Origin of the sequence: Wolbachia endosymbiont (group B) of Episyrphus balteatus (assembly GCF_947250575.1) — a bacterium.
Lineage (GTDB): Bacteria > Pseudomonadota > Alphaproteobacteria > Rickettsiales > Anaplasmataceae > Wolbachia.
In genome coordinates this window covers 767,893-784,512 of the sequence record NZ_OX366325.1, presented here as the reverse complement: position 1 = coordinate 784,512, position 16,620 = coordinate 767,893, and the positions used below count along the sequence as shown (strand labels likewise).

Below are 16,620 nucleotides of genomic sequence, written 5' to 3'. Positions count from 1 at the left end.
TATTCTTAAGCTCATTTTAACAGCATTTTGCTTTTTTTAGTATGTAGGGGTTTTCTAGGAATTATCCTACTGAATTCTATGATATTATTTTTTGTAACATTGTTATACATTATAATGCACCCATTTGTCTAGACCATTTTTTTCAAAGTGATCCGATTTTTAAAATGAATATGTTGATAAATACGTCGACACATATTTAAAGTATTTATGAATATATTCATTTACTGTTTATGATAATAGAGATCAGCAGGAACTTTATAATGTAGAGTCTGATGTCGCCTTCTATAGTTATACCAAGCAACAAAATCGTTTATTATAAGATTCAAATCTCTGATACTATTTGGTCTATAATAATATATAGCTTCTTGCTTTAAAGTTCTCCATAAGCGCTCAACAAATATATTGTCGAAGCAACGTCCTTTATGGTCCATACTGATTTTAATATTAGCACGCTCTAATTCCATAATAAAGTTGTAGCTAGTAAACTGTACCCCTTGATCACTATTAAAAATCTCAGGTTTACCTTGTTTTAGAGCTTCTTTGAGAGTATAAAGGCAAAATCCAGCATCGAGATATGGTGATAATGAATGAGCAATAATATAGCGACTATACAAGTCCATTATTGCCACAAAATAGACAAACTTACCTTCTACCATAATATATGTTATATCAGTAGCCCATACCTGATTAACTCTACAAATAATCAAATCTTTGAGTAAATAAGGATATATTTTATGCTTTTTTTCTTTAATACTTGTATTACATCTTTTTCTACAATACAGCCCACTAATCTTCATTTTTTTCATAATTCTTAAGATTTTTTTGTGATTGACTACTACTCCACTCGCTATGATCTCAGCAGTAATTTTACGATATCCATAACGGCAATCAGAAGCCAAATATACTTCTTGAATCAAATTTCACTTTCGTTATTAATTATAGGCCTATAATATAGGCTAGATCTGCAAATCCCCAGTAAATCAGCCTATTTCCTAATTGACAGATCAGAATCTTTTTCTATAAATCTTACTCTATCTTTTTTGCTTATTTCAGTAATTTTTTTTTCAAATAACTATTTTCCACTGTCAATTCTCCTATTACTTTATGTAAACTTTCTATTTCTTGCGCTAAGATTCTTTGTTTTCTCGCACTTTCACTTTCTTCAACAAATAGGTCTTTTAACCTTGCCAATACTCTATCACGCCAATCATATAGATTTGTTGATGGTATTTTATATTCACTACATATCTCAGCTGTGCTTCTTTGATTTTTTATTGCTTCCAAAGCTATCTTTGCTTTTAACTCTGGTTCATATTTTTTTGTTGCCATACTTTTACCCCTTTACTTTCCTACTCGGATCAACCATTTTTTTTTGGTCTAGTTTATGGGGTGCATTATAAGCTATTGATCCACTACGTAACGTTTTTGATGCTGGCGAGAACAGTAGTGAAAATGATAACAATGCTATGCTATTTTTCCTGCAAGAAAGAGTTGAAAAATTGAGAGCGTTAGTTAATCCGAATGCAGGAGTCATTTTAGTACATCACACGAAGAAGATGCAAAAGAAATCATTAGAAGAAGATCCTTTTCAGAGTTTCAGTGGTGCTGGTTCGTTAAGAAGCTTTTATACTACAGGAATGATAATGTTTAAGCCAGATGAACGGCAAAGTAGTCGTCAACTGATGTTTGAATTACGTAATGGTCATGCTATTCCATCAAAATGTGTTGATAAAATCGATAACTGCTGGCAAATACTTGATTATGAGTCACAGAGACTGATACATAAAGATTATGGACAAAAATTAGATGCAGAGCGTTCTCGTAGATATGATATTATACTGCAATTAATTTACGACGAGGCGAGAAATAGAGGGAAAGTATATACAATCAATACATTCTGTGAGGTATTTGAAAATAAAGCAGGTCTTGGTAGTAAAAACTCCATTCGTGAACGCATTGATGTTCTTGCTGCAAAAGGTTACATTAAGTTTAACAGGAATGATAAAAATGCTGAAAGAAGTAAGTATGGGATACTTTGTGTTGAAGATATGGAAAAGAAAGTTACAAACCAACTAAATAAGGATATTACAGTATATGAGAAGATTTTACCAACCGATTATAAATCGCCAGAATATGGCAGTATTATGCCAGTTGAAGATTCAAACATTTGGCTTTACTATAATTAGATCTCTTCTATATCATTTACAGTAATAAGGTTACTTACGAAGTATATTGATTATTTCAGACTCCAGAACTCTTCAGTCTTGGCAGAATCTGGTGCAGTTTATGAGATCTGGTACTTTCTGGTAGTAAAAAAATGCTAGATTTTCAATGGTTTAATGGTTGACAGATTTCTGAGCTGTAATCTGGTTTAGGTGGCAAAAAGCTTAGGAGTATTGAGGAGTTTTGACCAGTCTCCAGTTTCCAAAATTTCCTATTATTATATAATAATAATATAGTAGTATGACTTTAAAACATACTACTCTGTTCGGTTACTAACCAGTCTACAATAATAAGCTATGGATACGTATAAAGCTCTCTTTCAAAATTATCTGATAAAAGAAATGAAAGACAATGCTCAGAAAAAACAAATGAACCGTAATTGGATTTTAAAGCGATTCTACAACCTCAGGGTACAATTATACCACCAAGACCTAAGTTACTCACGTAGGGTAGCTTAAAACTCGATTATGAGGCATTTCTAAATTATTTCTTGCTTTAAAGTTTTACTTGTTATAAAAAAACCCTCATTGTACCCTATCACGCTTTTTATTCGTTGTAAAACATTTTTTTCAAAAAAGTGAAAAGTTTTTGTAATTTAGGTGAAACAAGAGCTGGTTTTGGAGGTCTTATTGAGATATAACGACTTTTATCTAAAATTCTTAAGTTGAGTCTTTAGGTAATCTCTATAAATAATTTGTAAATGAAGCTAAAGGAAAAAAGTTGCTGCCATAAACATAAGCTACAAAACCCTCTCAATAGTTCAAGATGGAGACAAAGATCTAAATTTATTTATTTACGTCTCCAATTTTATCTAGTATAACGGAGACAAAGATTTATATTTCGTATTTTATGTCTCCATCATTTATTGGTAGGCAAACTGAGTTAAAACAACTACTGGAGCTTACAGAAAAAAATACTGCATCTTTTGTAGTAGTCAAAGGAAGGCGTCGTATAGGAAAAAGTCGTTTAATTCAAGAGTTTGGTAAGTATTTTGAACAATATTACTCCTTTATAGGTTTGCCACCAGAAAAGCATACTACAATGTCCTACCAACTTAATGAATTTTCTAGACAAGTTGCTAGACAATTTAATACATCTTTTGCTAGGTATGATGACTGGAGCGATTTACTATGGGCAGTTGGTGAACGTCTACTATCAGGAAAAACATTAGTGCTGTTTGATGAAATTTCTTGGATGGGCTCAAAAGATCCAACCTTTTTAGGAAAAATAAAAAATTTTTGGGATACGCAGCTAAAAAATAATAACAAGCTAATTTTTGTTGTTTGTGGATCAGCTTCATCCTGGATCGAGAAAAATATACTTAGTAGTACTGGTTTCGTAGGGAGAATATCGTTGACTTTAACACTCGGAGAATTATCACTTTCTGATTGCAACGAATTTTGGCCAAAAAATATTTCAGCATATGAAAAATTTAAGGTGCTTGCAGTAACTGGCGGAATTCCAAAGTATTTAGAGGAGGTAAATTTTAAACATAGCGCTGAAGAAAATATTAAAAGGCTTTGTTTTACAAAAGGTGGGTTTTTAGTTGAAGAATTTAATCAAATATTCTCAGATTTATTCATGCGAAAAACGGCTTTTTATAAGCAAATAGTCAGAGCTCTTTCTACTGGAGCTAAAGAACAAGAAGAAATTTGTGCTACTTTAAATATCGTAAGACATGGACGCATTTCTGAGTATCTACATGAGCTTGAGCTTGCTGGTTTTATTGCAAAAGATCATACTTGGAGTATAAAAACTGGTACTGATTCACGACTCAGGAGATACAGACTTCAAGATAATTATTTAAGGTTTTATCTAAAATATATCGAAAAAGATCTAGGGAAAATTAGTCGTGACACCTATTCTATAGGGTTCTTACCAGAGTGGTATACAATTATTGGGCTTCAATTTGAAAATTTGGTGCTGAACAATAGAAAGAGTATACATAATATCTTAGGAATTGATGGAATAATAAGCGAAAATCCATTTTTTCAGAAAAGAACGCGTAATAGCGCAGGCTGTCAAATTGATTATATGATTCAAACAAAGTTTAATACTCTCTACATTTGCGAAATCAAATTTTCAAAAGATAAAATTGGTCATTCAATAATACAAGAGGTACAAAAGAAAATAGATGCACTAAATCGTCCAAAAGGCTTTTCATGTCGTCCAGTCCTTATCCACGTCAATGATGTAAGTGATGATGTTATAGATAGTGATTACTTTTCAAACATAATTGATTTTGGAAAATTATTAAATTGTAAGTAATATTTTTCCTGACTTAAACAATGGTAGTTTCTACAGTTATTCTTAAATTCATAGAGTTTGCTAACATTAGTATCTTTAGCTTTACAAAAAGGGGATGGAGCCAAAACAATCTCTCTACTGCAACATAATTCTTTAAACCATTTAAAGGGCTATTATAGCGTTATTGATGATCTAGATAGGGGGATCAAAAGCTCGTGTAGTCTCCTCTCAACTCAAATAGTAAGGTGTCTAGGAGGTCGGACTTACGTTTAGTGGGTTCTTAAAGTTTAGGCTCTCTTTAATTCTTTTGGTAATTTAAAATTATTTTAACTTTTTTTCAAAAAATCCCGGAAAAAGTAGTAAGAAATCCGGTATATATTTAGTATAGGGGCATTGAGTGTAGATGTGCTTCAAACAGAAAAGTTGGAAAACAGAAAGCAAAAGAAATCTAGGCTTTTACGTAATTGAGAATTTATATTTTTTTAAATAAGGCAAAAACTGTGTTTTAAAGCTAGATATGGCTTTAGGGAAAAAACTATCACTGCTCACCAAAGAACGTCTATAATAGCCTTTAAACTCAAATAAAAGCTATCCTTAGTAATTCTACTGTTATAAAACAAACCTGCAGACAAGTTTAACAAGGTTTTTATCCTTTGCAAAAAAAAGTGAACAGTTTTCGTAATTTTGGTGAATATATATAACAAGAAAACAACTTTCTGCAGTAGCACATAATTCTCGTTGTTGGACTACAAAAACCTATGAATTGCTAGTGTATTTTGCAGGAACCAAACGATATTTTGGAATCAGTGCTACTTATAGTCAATGTTTTAGTGGTTTTATGATAAAAGCAATAGATTTTTCAACTTTAAAGAACTCATTTTCATATAAAGAATTTATACCACAAAAGACTTTATTTGTCTGCAAGCTATAGATAAGTCCTTTTAATTTTAGAAAGTAGTATGTCAATCCTAACACTGGACCTCGGCAAACAAACAGGCTGGGCAATTCTAACAGATGGAGTAATTGAAAGTGGAAGCAAAAGTTTTCATGGTAGTCGTTTCAGTGGAGGTGGCATGGTATTTCTAAATTTTCGTAAGTGGTTGAATGAAATGAAAGAAAAATTTCCAAGTATTGAAACAGTTTATTTTGAGGAAGTGAGAAGACACCTTGGAACTGATGCAGCGCATTGTTATGGTGGTTTTCTTGCAGTTCTCTCTGCTTGGTGTGAAGAGAATCATATTCCCTATCAGAGTGTTCCTGTTAAGACTATAAAACGCTTTATAACAGGCAAAGGCAATGCAAGTAAGAGTGAAGTTATTGAAGCGATACGTGAAAAAGGTTTTTCACCTAGAGATGATAATCAAGCAGATGCTTTAGCTTTGATGTTCTATGTTATGGAAAGATATTAATAAGCTCATAAAAAGTGGGTCCTTTCGGCCATAATGGAGGGTTTGGTGGTGCTGACCCCAGGCCTTTTCTAGTGTCAGAGATATTTTGAATATTAACTTTTTAATTATTAAGATATGAATTTAGCAATCCACTACTATCCTGTTGAAAACCTCGTCGAATATAAGCGTAATCCTCGTAAAAATGATGACGTAGTAAACAGAATGTGTGCTTCAATCAGGGAATTCGGCTTTCGTATACCAATAGTTGCAAAAAGCGATGGCACTGTGGTTGATGGTCATTTAAGACTTAAAGCAGCAAGAAAACTTGGTATGGAAAGTATTCCAGTAGTCCTCAGTGATAATTTAAATGAACCACAAACTAAAGCTTTTCGACTACTTGCTAATCAATCAGCTAACTGGGCAAAGTGGGATGATGAGCTTTTAAAAGTGGAAATTCAAGAGTTAGAAGATTTACAGTTTGATCTTAAAATGACTGGATTTGAATTAGAAAAAGTTCAAAACTTTCTTGATGATTTAGACAGTGAAAAAGAAGATCTTTCTGACTTAGTTGTTGATGACAAAAAAGTAGAAATAACAAAACCAGGGGATTTATGGATTTTAGGTGATCATCGAATCTATTGTGGTGATAGCTCTTTAGTTGAATCATATAAAGCGGTATTAGACAATAAAATGGCAGATATTACCGTATGTGATCCTCCATATAACGTTGATTACGGTAGCAGTCAGGAAAGAGAAGATAAAAAAATACTAAACGATAATCAAGGTGAAAAGTACGAACTTTTTCTCTACTACATCTGTTCCAATATTTTAGCATATACGAAAGGAGCAATTTACATCTGCATATCATCATCAGAGTTTTCGACGTTGCAAAAAGCATTTGAAGAAGCAGGTGGTCGTTGGTCAACATTTATCATTTGGGCAAAGAATCACTTTACGCTAGGAAGATCAGATTATCAAAGACAATACGAAGCAATGCTCTATGGATGGAAAAGCGGCAATAAACGTGAGTGGCATGGAGGAAGAAATCAAAGTGATCTGTGGTTTTATGATAAGCCAATACATAACTCACTACATCCAACGATGAAGCCAGTAGAGCTAATGGAGAGAGCAATAGTAAACAGCAGTAGATCTGGAGACATAGTACTTGATCCATTTAGCGGTTCTGGCAGCACACTGATTGCATGTGAGAGAACAGGAAGAATTTGTAGAACAATAGAGCTAGATTCAAAGTTTGTAGATGTAACGATAAAACGTTGGCAAGTGTATACAGGCAGGGAGGCAATTCTTTCTGGTGCTGGTAAAACTTTTCAAGAGATTCAAGAAGAAAAAAAGGAGCAAAAAAAGTGAAATTAATAACACAAACAGAATGGGCAAGAGAACAAGGATTTTCAAAGCAATATGTCTGTTATTTAGTAAAAAAAGGAATAGTTGAGTTGGAGGATGGTTTGATCAATAGAGAACAAGCAAATGAAGCAGTAGCAGCAATAAGAGATCCAAGTCAACCATTGAGAAGAAAAAACTATTCAGAAAACGGAGAAAAACTTTCCACGATGTTGCTTAAAACTCGAATCAAAAATGAAATGGAACGTGGTAAACTGCTTGAGGCAAAGGCAAAAGCTGAGATTGGTGAACTTGTAGCAGTAGAAGAAGTAAAAAGTGAAGCATTTAACGTAGCAAGAGTTGTCCGTAATAATTTGCTTAATATTCCAAATAGAGTTTCAGCACTACTTGCATCACTGAGTGATACTGAAAAGATTCATATGGCGCTAACTGAAGAGATTACAAACTCATTACAAGAATTATCTAATATTAAGTTTTAAATAATGTCTGCTAACTTAAGTTTAGAATTAATAAAGTGTCTAACCTGGATTAGATGTTAATGTTAGAGGATTAAATGGCAAGACACCACTACATTGCGCTATAGAATTTGACGAATTAAGCATGGTGGATTTGTTACTAACAAAGAAGAATATTAATCCTTTTGTTGAAGACAATGAAGGCAAAACCTCTTTAGATTATGCAAAAGAAGGTGAAAAGACAAGGATATTAGAGGCATTAGTCAATAATAAATATGGCTCTGAGGAAGATAGCTTACTTCATTTAGCTGCAATGATAGGTGAAGTTAATGCAGTTAGATATTTGATAGGAAAAGGTATTGACGTTAATATACGAAATGCTCTGCATCATACGCCATTACATTTGGCAGCTGGTATTGGACATGTAGAAGTTGTAAAGATTTTAGTAAGAGAAGGAAATGCTGAAATAGATGTCTTTGATGCACGAAATCAGACACCAATGCACTATGCAGTTAATAATAAAAAGTTGGAGATAGTAAAGTTACTGCTGAAGCTTGGAGCAGATGTAAATAGCACGCGCATGGGACAAAACTCAATGAAATTGTCGCCTGTGCATATAGCTGTAAGTAATACTAATTATGATGAAAGAGACTTATGTCTTGATATCCTCAAATCCTTAATAAAGGAGCCTAATGCTCAAGTCAATTTGCAAGACTATGAAAATAAAACACCACTACATTATGCTGAAAGACTTAAAACAATAGAAGTTTTACTAACGCGAGAAGATATAGATCCATTGGTAAAAGACGATAGCGGCAAGACACCATTTGATTACGCTAAACCTGAGATAAAGAAGGCTTTGATAAGTAATAAATACGGTTCTGAAAAGAATAGTCTACTCCATTTAGCTGCACAAAGAGGAGAAATTGAGATTGTAGAGTCTATTTTAAAAGAAGAAATTGATATTGACGTTTCAAATAATAAAGGTCTATCACCGATTTACCTTGCTGCAGAAAAAGGGCATTTACATGTAGTAAAGTTACTGCTGAAAAAAGGAGCAAATTACACACCTGTTTTGCATTTAGCAATCAAGTCAAATAATTTAGAGTTACTTAAAGCTTTGTTTAAAGAAAAGAACGTCAAATTACCAGACGAAAGGAGAGTATCTGTAATAAATTCACCAGTTTATTGTGCTCTGAATAGGTGTATAGAACATAGAGAAGTAAAAGTAAGAAAATACAATAATGTGATCTGCATTTTTACTTCAGTAAGTGCAGTAGCAATGGCAGCATATATAGGCTTAACAGCAACAACAATATATCAAATGCTTACTCTGATAATAGTAACAGCAATAGTTGCATTCACTGTAGCAATAGTTATGAGTGGTCTTACACAAAAGTACATAGAAAATGAATCTCAGAAGAAGATGTTTATGGAATTAGAAGGGCAGAAAGGCACAGAAAATGTCAGATCAGAAATTGATAGTGTTGAAGTAGAAAGCTTACATAGGAATTGTTTGAGTGGAGCATAGTGATCTACAGTGCCAGCTTTTATTCAGGATTAAAGCCAGATCCCCAGCTTAAAGTATCAGAGTGGGCGAATGAGTATCGAGTTCTAGCAGCAACTGCAGCATCAGAGCCAGGGAAGTGGAGAACGGAAAGAACTCCTTATTTAAAAGAAATCATGGATTCACTTTCTCCGTCCTCACCAGCAGAAAAAGTAGTATTCATGAAAGGAGCGCAGATTGGAGGAACAGAAGCTGGCAACAATTGGATTGGCTATATCATCGATCAAACACCAGGACCAATGCTAGTAGTACAGCCAACAGTTGAAATGGGAAAGCGTTGGTCAAAAGGAAGATTTGCGCCACTGATTGAAAGTACACCATGTTTAAAAAGTAAAGTAAAAGACCAAAGATCAAGAGATTCAGGCAATACTGTACAAAGTAAGGAGTTTCCAGGTGGAATAGTAGTAATAACCGGAGCAAATAGCAGTGTAGCACTGAGATCTATGCCAGTAAAATATCTCTTTCTTGATGAAATAGATGCCTACCCAGGAGATTCAGGAGGAGAAGGAGATCCAGTGCTGCTCAGTATTGCCCGAACTAATACATTTGCAAGGCGAAAGATTTTTTTAGTGTCAACACCAACGATTCATGGAATAAGCAGAATTGAAAAGGAATTTGAAGCAACAGATAAGAGATATTTTTTTGTACCATGTCCATATTGTAATTACTATCAAGTTCTAAAATGGTCACAAATAAAATGGGAAAATAACGATTCGAAAACAGCACATTATGTCTGCACTGAATGTAGCGGCAAAATAGAAAATCATCAAAAGACAGAGATGCTTGAGCGTGGAGAATGGAGACCTACTAATAGAGTAAAAGGTGAGAAAAAAGGATTTCATCTTTCAAGTCTTTATAGTCCAGTTGGCTGGTATAGTTGGCAACAAGCAGTAGAAGATTTTCTCCATGCCAAAGAAAGTGAACAATTACTGAAAGTTTGGATAAATACAACGCTTGGAGAAACCTGGGTAGATAAGGGAGAAGTACCAGACTGGAAGCAATTATTCAACAGAAGAGAATTTTTTCCCGTAGGCACAGTACCAAAAGGTGAAGTGGTTCTCACAGCAGGAGTAGATGTCCAAAAAGATCGGTTAGAAGTAGAAGTTGTAGCATGGGGAAAAAGCCGTGAAAATTGGTCAATAGACTACCGAGTATTTGAAGGTGATACTGGAAGAGGAGAAGTATGGGGAAAACTCTCTGAGCTCTTAAATCATCATTTTATCGGTGAAAATGGTCTTGAATACATGATAAGTATGATGGCGGTTGATGCTGGGTATGCGACACAAGAAGTATACAATTGGGTAAGAGGTCATCAAGGCTCTGGAAGAGTAATGGCAGTTAAAGGTGTAAATAAAGCCCTAGTGCCACTTAGCAGCCCAAGTAGAGTTGATATAACAGTTGGTGGTCAAAAGCTAAAAAGAGGAATAAAGCTCTGGCCAGTAGGAGTATCGATATTAAAGTCAGAGCTTTTTCAGCTACTTAATATTTTAAAAGAAGAAGAGAAAGTGCCAGCAGGATATTGTCATTTTCCTGAGTATGCACCCGAATATTTTAAGCAGTTAACGGCAGAGCAATTAGTCAGTAAGGTAGTAAAAGGATACACCAAACAGGAGTGGCAAAAGGTAAGAGAAAGAAATGAAGTGCTAGACTGCCGAATTTACGCAAGAGCAGCATCTATTGCGCTTGGAATCGATCGTTGGCCAGAGAGTAAATGGAATAGTTTAAGTGAAAAGCCAGAAAGCAAAAAACCTAAAAAAGTGAGACAAAGCAAATGGTTGAATGAGAAGTAAGATGTAAACGCAAAGGAAAATAGTAAAGGAGTAATTATTGCTCGTGGTGCCATGTTATCTGATCTCTTGAATATAAGTTGGACACTTCATATTTCAGAAGATCTCCTAAATTATTTCCTTCAGTTATACTTATCATGTCTTTTTCTCTCCTTTTTTTATTTTTTTACCGCCATATTTGTGGTTGTTATACACGGCGGTTATACACATACTTTAAATGTTTGATTGCGATACATCCCAAACATGTACAGCATTATCAACAGTCGCTTTTCTCCGTGCTTCTCCTTCTTTAGAATTGTCAACATATACTCCTAATATTGATTGTCCTACTATTGCTCCTAACATCCATCCTACTATTCCTCCTAACATCCATCCTACTATTCCTCCTAACATCCATCCTACTATTCCTCCTGTTGCCATTGTTCCTGCTAATGCTGCTTTTGCTAACCTAGAAGCAGAATTACCTTCTTCTGAGTTTTTGTAATTTCGTACGTCAATTTCTTTCTCATCAAGTTGCTTTTTTAGGCTAGCAATCTCATTACTTTGTTGATTAAGTTGATCTTTTTTCTCAGCAATAGTGTTGTTTTTACTAATTGCAGCACATGAAAATGCAATAGTTACAAAAGAAAACACAGCAGCAACAACAATAAGTGGAAGACCAACACTCAAAGCTGCAACTGGAGCTAAAAAAACAATGTAAGGAGCTACAGCAAACACTCCTGATGCCAATAAAGCCGAAGTAGCCAAAGCACCACTCAAAAGATAAGGTGCATTAGCTTTATTAAATATACTTTTCGTTATATACCTCTCTATAGTTAATTTATTATTTTAATAATAATATAAATAAAGATAGAATGCAATACTTTAAATTAATTAATAAACTAGACCTGCAGATTCAAAGAAAAACAGTTCTCACGATCTTTGGTTTTTATTGTTATCAATGGTTATATTATTTGGGTTTTTACTAATGTACATTAAAGAGTTAATACTAATTCATTTAAAAATAATAGAAAAATTTATGATTATTTTGTAATTTATTAATTAAATATATTGATTAATTATTTAATTTCCTATATTATTAGGAGATTAACACTGTATTTTAAAGGTAAAAACATGGTACATTCATCTGCGCAAATATTCACAAAGTTTGATAACGATTCAAAAAAGAGAAACATAGAAGGGCTAGAAAAGACTTACTTGGGAGTCTTGCTGTCAATTGAATTAAATAGCAAAACCTCTAAAATTGAGAAGGGCATTAAAGAAAAAATAGAAAGTTCGATAAATAGCAATAAAGATGAAATAAATGATAAAGTAACAATAGGTGAAAGAGAAATTGGTGTAACTTTAACGAAGAAGGAAGAAGGTACATACAATGTTAAATTTGATGAAAGTGCTTCTTCTTCGGTAGATATTAAAGATACGACAGATTACACTGACGAAGATCTACTTACTTTGTGCACACAGCATGAGTTGACAATCAGCAGAGATAAGAAAGGTAATCACCATTATAGTGTAACAATCAAAGGTAAAGAAAAAAGTGCAACAATAGGTGGGCTTGGTAAAATTGTAATATTTCCACAACATTTATCTTACATCAAAGAAACAATAGAACACTTAAAAGAAGGTAAGAGTCCAACTAAAGAGTTTGCGCTTGCAACAGGAACTGGAAAAACATTTATAGAACTACTTGTTGAATATTTGCCTGCTAGGCTAATCGGTGTACCTTACATATCTCTAGCACCTAATGAAGATCTTGTAACACAGAAACGCGATGACTGGAAAAAAGTATTATCTGACTCCGATATTGAAGATATTGAGTTGAAAGAGATAAGCGGTGATAAAGGTGCTCTATATTGAGCAGCGAAAGTTTGATGAAAAATTGGGATCAATTTTTAGGAGCAATAGGTCTTGGACAGCTTCCTGGTATTATAAAAGCTCTTAATATTGGAGACAAAAGATTTGAAATAAGAAATGGAAAAATAAATATAGATGGTAAGGATTTTGTGATTCTTGCGGATAAAATTCAGTTTGATAACAAAGAATATAAAATTCAAGGTGGTAAAGTTACAATTAATGGTCAAGAATTTGAGCTAAATATTGAAAAATCTATATCTCTGTCCTTTGATGAAGAGCACCGAGTGGCAGAGCAGGAGTTGTATAAACACCGTATGGGACTCTTATCTGCACTTGTACCTACGCTGTTTTTAAGTGCAACGCCTTCAATAAGCACTCATAGACATATTAAAGAAAATGATGGGTTACTTAAAACTCTTTCTTTGACAGATAAAATGGAGTCAGATGTATATGGAGCTTTAAATTTACAAGTTCATACCAAAGTAAAAAGTAAGGATCTAGCAAAAGAATACTCTAATGACATTGAAGAGTATGTAGATTTTAAGCCGGAAAAAAACGATCAATATAACAATGCAAATTTAACAGACGATAAATTAAAAAAAGAAGTAGAGAATTATTTGTATAGAAATGTTCAAAGCGTAATTGGTGAACCAGCGTTGATTTTAGCTGAGTCAAATAAGCAGATAGATAACCTGAAAGAAATATTGCAATATGGTAGAAACGAAACTTTACCGAAATCTACTGGATCAAAGTTTTTTGACTTCTTAGAGCAAATTTTCAATTCTAAGCCAGACTATAAGTTAGTAACCAAATCAAAAAAGTTTGCTCTTATAACGGAGCAAGTTGCTAAGCAGTTCAATATTACAAAAGAAAAAGCAGCAAAAATTGTAAAAGAATGTTATGACTTCAGTGGCATTGCAGATTATTCTGTATTTCGCGTAATGCATGGAATAATTGAGAATACACTTTCATGCTTAACTGGTCTAAACAGACACGAGCTTGATGAAAAGAGGTGTGCAGATTTGAAAGGCTTAGCTGGAGAAGTTAAAGCGGCGTTAGATAATACTCATGATTTAGAAATATATGTTAAAGATCAAGGTGTTCAAAGCGATAAATTAAAGAAAGAGCTTGTTCAGCAAATGCAATCTGTTATTGATGTTCTAAAGGAAAATAAAGGCTCTGATTTTTTTATAAGGTTAATAAGAAATTGGAACCAAGATAAAAAACTTCACCTCTTGATGTCATCTAAAGGATTAGAACAAATTCCTGAAAAGCTTGTAGCTTTGCTAAGTAGCGGCAATTACTCTGTAGTGAGAGATTATCTTGAATATTATGGAGTAGAAGAAAGTAAAATAGATGACTTATGTGAACTGGGAAAAGAAGCATCTGCTGAAAGAAGAAAGTTTATGAATTCTTTAAGAGGGTTGAGTGATGAAGAACAAGATAAGCTCAAAGTATCTACACCTCTAGGAGGAAATGAGAAAAAACTACTTGAAGATCTTGGGAAAGCGCTTAAAATGATATTAAAAAATGGTAGTAAGCTAACTTATTCAGACTATTCTAGTTCTTCGTATTCTTGTGATGAAAAAGCATATCCATTAGGAGCACTACAAGATTTTTGTTACGAAAATAAGCACAAAGTAAAATTAGAAAATTTAAATCGCTCAGGCAATTTATCTGTAGAAGATCTTAAGAGTAAGCTTTCAGACTATATAAGTGGCCAACCATTAGAAGAATTAGAGCTTGTAAAAAAGAAATTGTCCCTGAGTGATAATCAAAGCGTATGTGAAGATCTAATTAACCTAGATACATATCATGCTAAGGAACTCAAGAAAGCAATAAATGAGAAGAATAATTTGTCTATCAACCATCATAAAAAAAGAATTTTACAAGACTTAAATCAGGAACAGTTAGCTAAGTTAGCAATTGACCATTTATCAGAAGATGAGCTAAAAGATTTATATGAAGATCTATTGAAAGAAGAAAAGGATTATCATGCTTTGTGCCGCATGGGATTAGTTGGTAATGATGTAAATCCTACCAAGGTACAGGGATACAATGATATCAATTTACAACATGTTGGAATGCTAGTAGACCCAATATCTACTGACTTGAACAAGCCTGCACAACTTATTCAAGCTCCAGGTAGACTTAGATGCCTAAATTCTAATAGGCACTCTACATTCTTTTGCTACTCCAATGATGAACTGAGCTTTGACATAAACCTACTCAAAAAAGGAGATTATATTGAGGCTTACAATAAATCAGTAGTAAGATTATCAAATCAACAAGCTTATGGAAATAAGCTTGCAACAGAGATAATAGATTATATTAACCAGGAAATAAAAAGCCTGAAAAGAATTGACGATCTGGCTGATCACAGTATTCAAATTACCTTAAATTCATTTATAGAGGTTTACAATACCAATGAGCATGACTTCAATAAAAGTAAGAAGGAATTTATTGGTGTATTAAAACATGCACGAAGAAAGCTTAATAATTATGAAAAAGAGTTAAGGGATAATGAAGAAGATGCCACTCCAAATTTCGCTGAACATGAACTACTGTGCTTTCCATACAAGAGAAGCGATACTTTGGGCGTAAGAATACTTAAAATACTATATAAGGCTCTTATCACAGCTCAGTATCTTTTGATCCGTTTCGGGTATTACTTGGACACAAGGAGTACTTATAATAGTTTTTTAAAGAAAGTTAATGGATTAAAAAGTGATTCTCCACTTGTGAACGCTTATGCTCATATTATAGCAGAGTATAGCGTAAAAAATGTTGCAGAGATTAATTTGTTAAATCAGAAATTTAATGAAGTTTATCAACAGATAGAAGAACCAGAGGACAAAACTGACACTAAGAGCTTCAATAATTATTTAGAGCATATGAGTGCATGTTTGAAACATCCAGTGTCTATTAAATTATTTGATAAAATAACATCACCATTGATGAAAGGCGATTATTTGCTCAAGTTACTTGATCAGATTTATCCAGGAGAAAAAAATCAAGATAAAGTGGAGAATTTGAGAAAATTCAGGAAAAATTTAAAAGATAAATCTTTTCAATTCACAAAAGATGACTTAAATGATATAAAGAATGTACAATCTTGTTTGGCGAGTATAATTGAAAGAATTAGCATGTATCATGATCATTATTATAGAGTAAAAGAGTACAAAGATAATATTATTCCTAGTAATCTATTGGATTATAGGGTTAATAGTAGCTTTAACGTTGAAGAAAGCGAGAAATTACAAAATAAGAGAAATTTATACTTAAATTGGCAAAAAGTTAGAGCTAAAAGTGTTTGTAAAAATGACTTAAATGAGCTAAAGATTTTGTCACAAAGGGAAAATATAAAATTGGCAAGGGAAGCTGCAGGTTATGTTATCTCTCCACTGCTTGGTGACTCTTCTCGTGCAGCAAAAAATAAGCAAAGCTCAGAAGAAGATAAAAAAATTATCAATAGTGTTGTTGATAAAGTAAATGAAGTTAAAAATGATCTTGAGAAAAACGTCAAGCCTTTTACCACTGAAGACGTTATTTCACCAAGCACTAAGTTTATTAATCCTATAGCAAAATTAAGAGAAAAAGTTTTGAGAAGAGTAGGTTGATAGGAGGTAAAAAAGAGGGAGGAAAGCTACAAAGGAGTAGTTAAAAAATAAATATTTTAGAGAGAACAAAATATAAAAGTTAGTGGTCACAAAGTTATTTAAGTAATACTTCTATTC

Annotated in this window: 9 protein-coding genes and 3 pseudogenes; 9 read left to right on the top strand and 3 right to left on the bottom strand. The window is 33.3% G+C overall.

Going from position 1 to position 16,620, the window contains the following annotated elements; genetic code table 11:
- Positions 1–221 precede the first annotated feature (221 nt).
- Positions 222–1,329, bottom strand: a pseudogene (locus OOL05_RS03750) (IS3 family transposase).
- 137 nt (positions 1,330–1,466) lie between these two features.
- Here OOL05_RS03750 and OOL05_RS03745 point away from each other — a divergent pair.
- From OOL05_RS03745 to OOL05_RS03715, 7 genes and pseudogenes are all read left to right on the top strand, one after another.
- Positions 1,467–2,186: a helicase RepA family protein gene (locus OOL05_RS03745; RefSeq protein WP_264729858.1), complete on the top strand. Its 720-nt coding sequence runs from the start codon at positions 1,467–1,469 to the stop codon at positions 2,184–2,186.
- Between the two features lie 886 nt (positions 2,187–3,072).
- Complete coding sequence (locus OOL05_RS03740; RefSeq protein WP_264704355.1) at positions 3,073–4,491, top strand: AAA family ATPase; 1,419 nt, start codon at positions 3,073–3,075, stop codon at positions 4,489–4,491.
- A gap of 938 nt (positions 4,492–5,429) precedes the next feature.
- Positions 5,430–5,879 carry a crossover junction endodeoxyribonuclease RuvC gene (locus tag OOL05_RS03735; protein ID WP_026097221.1) on the top strand — a complete coding sequence of 150 codons (450 nt, stop codon included), beginning with the start codon at positions 5,430–5,432 and terminating at the stop codon, positions 5,877–5,879.
- A gap of 114 nt (positions 5,880–5,993) precedes the next feature.
- Entirely contained in the window at positions 5,994–7,226 is a 1,233-nt protein-coding gene (locus OOL05_RS03730; RefSeq protein WP_264376275.1) for a DNA modification methylase, read from the top strand.
- Positions 7,223–7,699 carry a hypothetical protein gene (locus OOL05_RS03725; protein ID WP_264729856.1) on the top strand — a complete coding sequence of 159 codons (477 nt, stop codon included), beginning with the start codon at positions 7,223–7,225 and terminating at the stop codon, positions 7,697–7,699. The genes OOL05_RS03730 and OOL05_RS03725 overlap by 4 nt, the downstream gene beginning before the upstream one ends.
- A 3-nt stretch (positions 7,700–7,702) precedes the next feature.
- Positions 7,703–9,206, top strand: a pseudogene (locus OOL05_RS03720) (ankyrin repeat domain-containing protein).
- A complete protein-coding gene (locus tag OOL05_RS03715; RefSeq protein WP_264729854.1) occupies positions 9,206–11,032 on the top strand; it encodes a phage terminase large subunit family protein in 1,827 nt (608 codons plus the stop codon). Before OOL05_RS03720 ends, OOL05_RS03715 begins: the two are co-directional and overlap by 1 nt.
- 52 nt (positions 11,033–11,084) lie before the next feature.
- On the opposite strand, the pseudogene OOL05_RS03710 reads toward OOL05_RS03715, so the two are convergent.
- Together OOL05_RS03710 and OOL05_RS03705 are read right to left on the bottom strand one after the other, a co-directional pair.
- Positions 11,085–11,168, bottom strand: a pseudogene (locus OOL05_RS03710) (head decoration protein); the annotation flags it as partial.
- 74 nt (positions 11,169–11,242) lie between these two features.
- Positions 11,243–11,788 (bottom strand): hypothetical protein, encoded by a 546-nt coding sequence (locus OOL05_RS03705; protein WP_264729852.1) that lies wholly within the window; start codon positions 11,786–11,788, stop codon positions 11,243–11,245.
- A gap of 354 nt (positions 11,789–12,142) precedes the next feature.
- Here OOL05_RS03705 and OOL05_RS03700 point away from each other — a divergent pair, with 354 nt between their 5' ends.
- Positions 12,143–12,886, top strand: a complete 744-nt coding sequence (locus OOL05_RS03700) for a DEAD/DEAH box helicase family protein (protein ID WP_264729850.1) — start codon at positions 12,143–12,145, stop codon at positions 12,884–12,886.
- A gap of 14 nt (positions 12,887–12,900) precedes the next feature.
- Positions 12,901–16,503: a hypothetical protein gene (locus OOL05_RS03695; protein ID WP_264729848.1), complete on the top strand. Its 3,603-nt coding sequence runs from the start codon at positions 12,901–12,903 to the stop codon at positions 16,501–16,503.
- Positions 16,504–16,620 lie beyond the last annotated feature (117 nt).

Excerpts from the sequence above, each read along its gene's own strand:
- OOL05_RS03745 (WP_264729858.1), top strand. The coding sequence starts at position 1,467 with ATGCTATTTTTCCTGCAAGAAAGAGTTGAAAAATTGAGAGCGTTAGTT.
- OOL05_RS03740 (WP_264704355.1), top strand. The coding sequence starts at position 3,073 with ATGTCTCCATCATTTATTGGTAGGCAAACTGAGTTAAAACAACTACTG.
- OOL05_RS03735 (WP_026097221.1), top strand. The coding sequence starts at position 5,430 with ATGTCAATCCTAACACTGGACCTCGGCAAACAAACAGGCTGGGCAATT.
- OOL05_RS03730 (WP_264376275.1), top strand. The coding sequence starts at position 5,994 with ATGAATTTAGCAATCCACTACTATCCTGTTGAAAACCTCGTCGAATAT.
- OOL05_RS03700 (WP_264729850.1), top strand. The coding sequence starts at position 12,143 with ATGGTACATTCATCTGCGCAAATATTCACAAAGTTTGATAACGATTCA.
- OOL05_RS03695 (WP_264729848.1), top strand. The coding sequence starts at position 12,901 with ATGAAAAATTGGGATCAATTTTTAGGAGCAATAGGTCTTGGACAGCTT.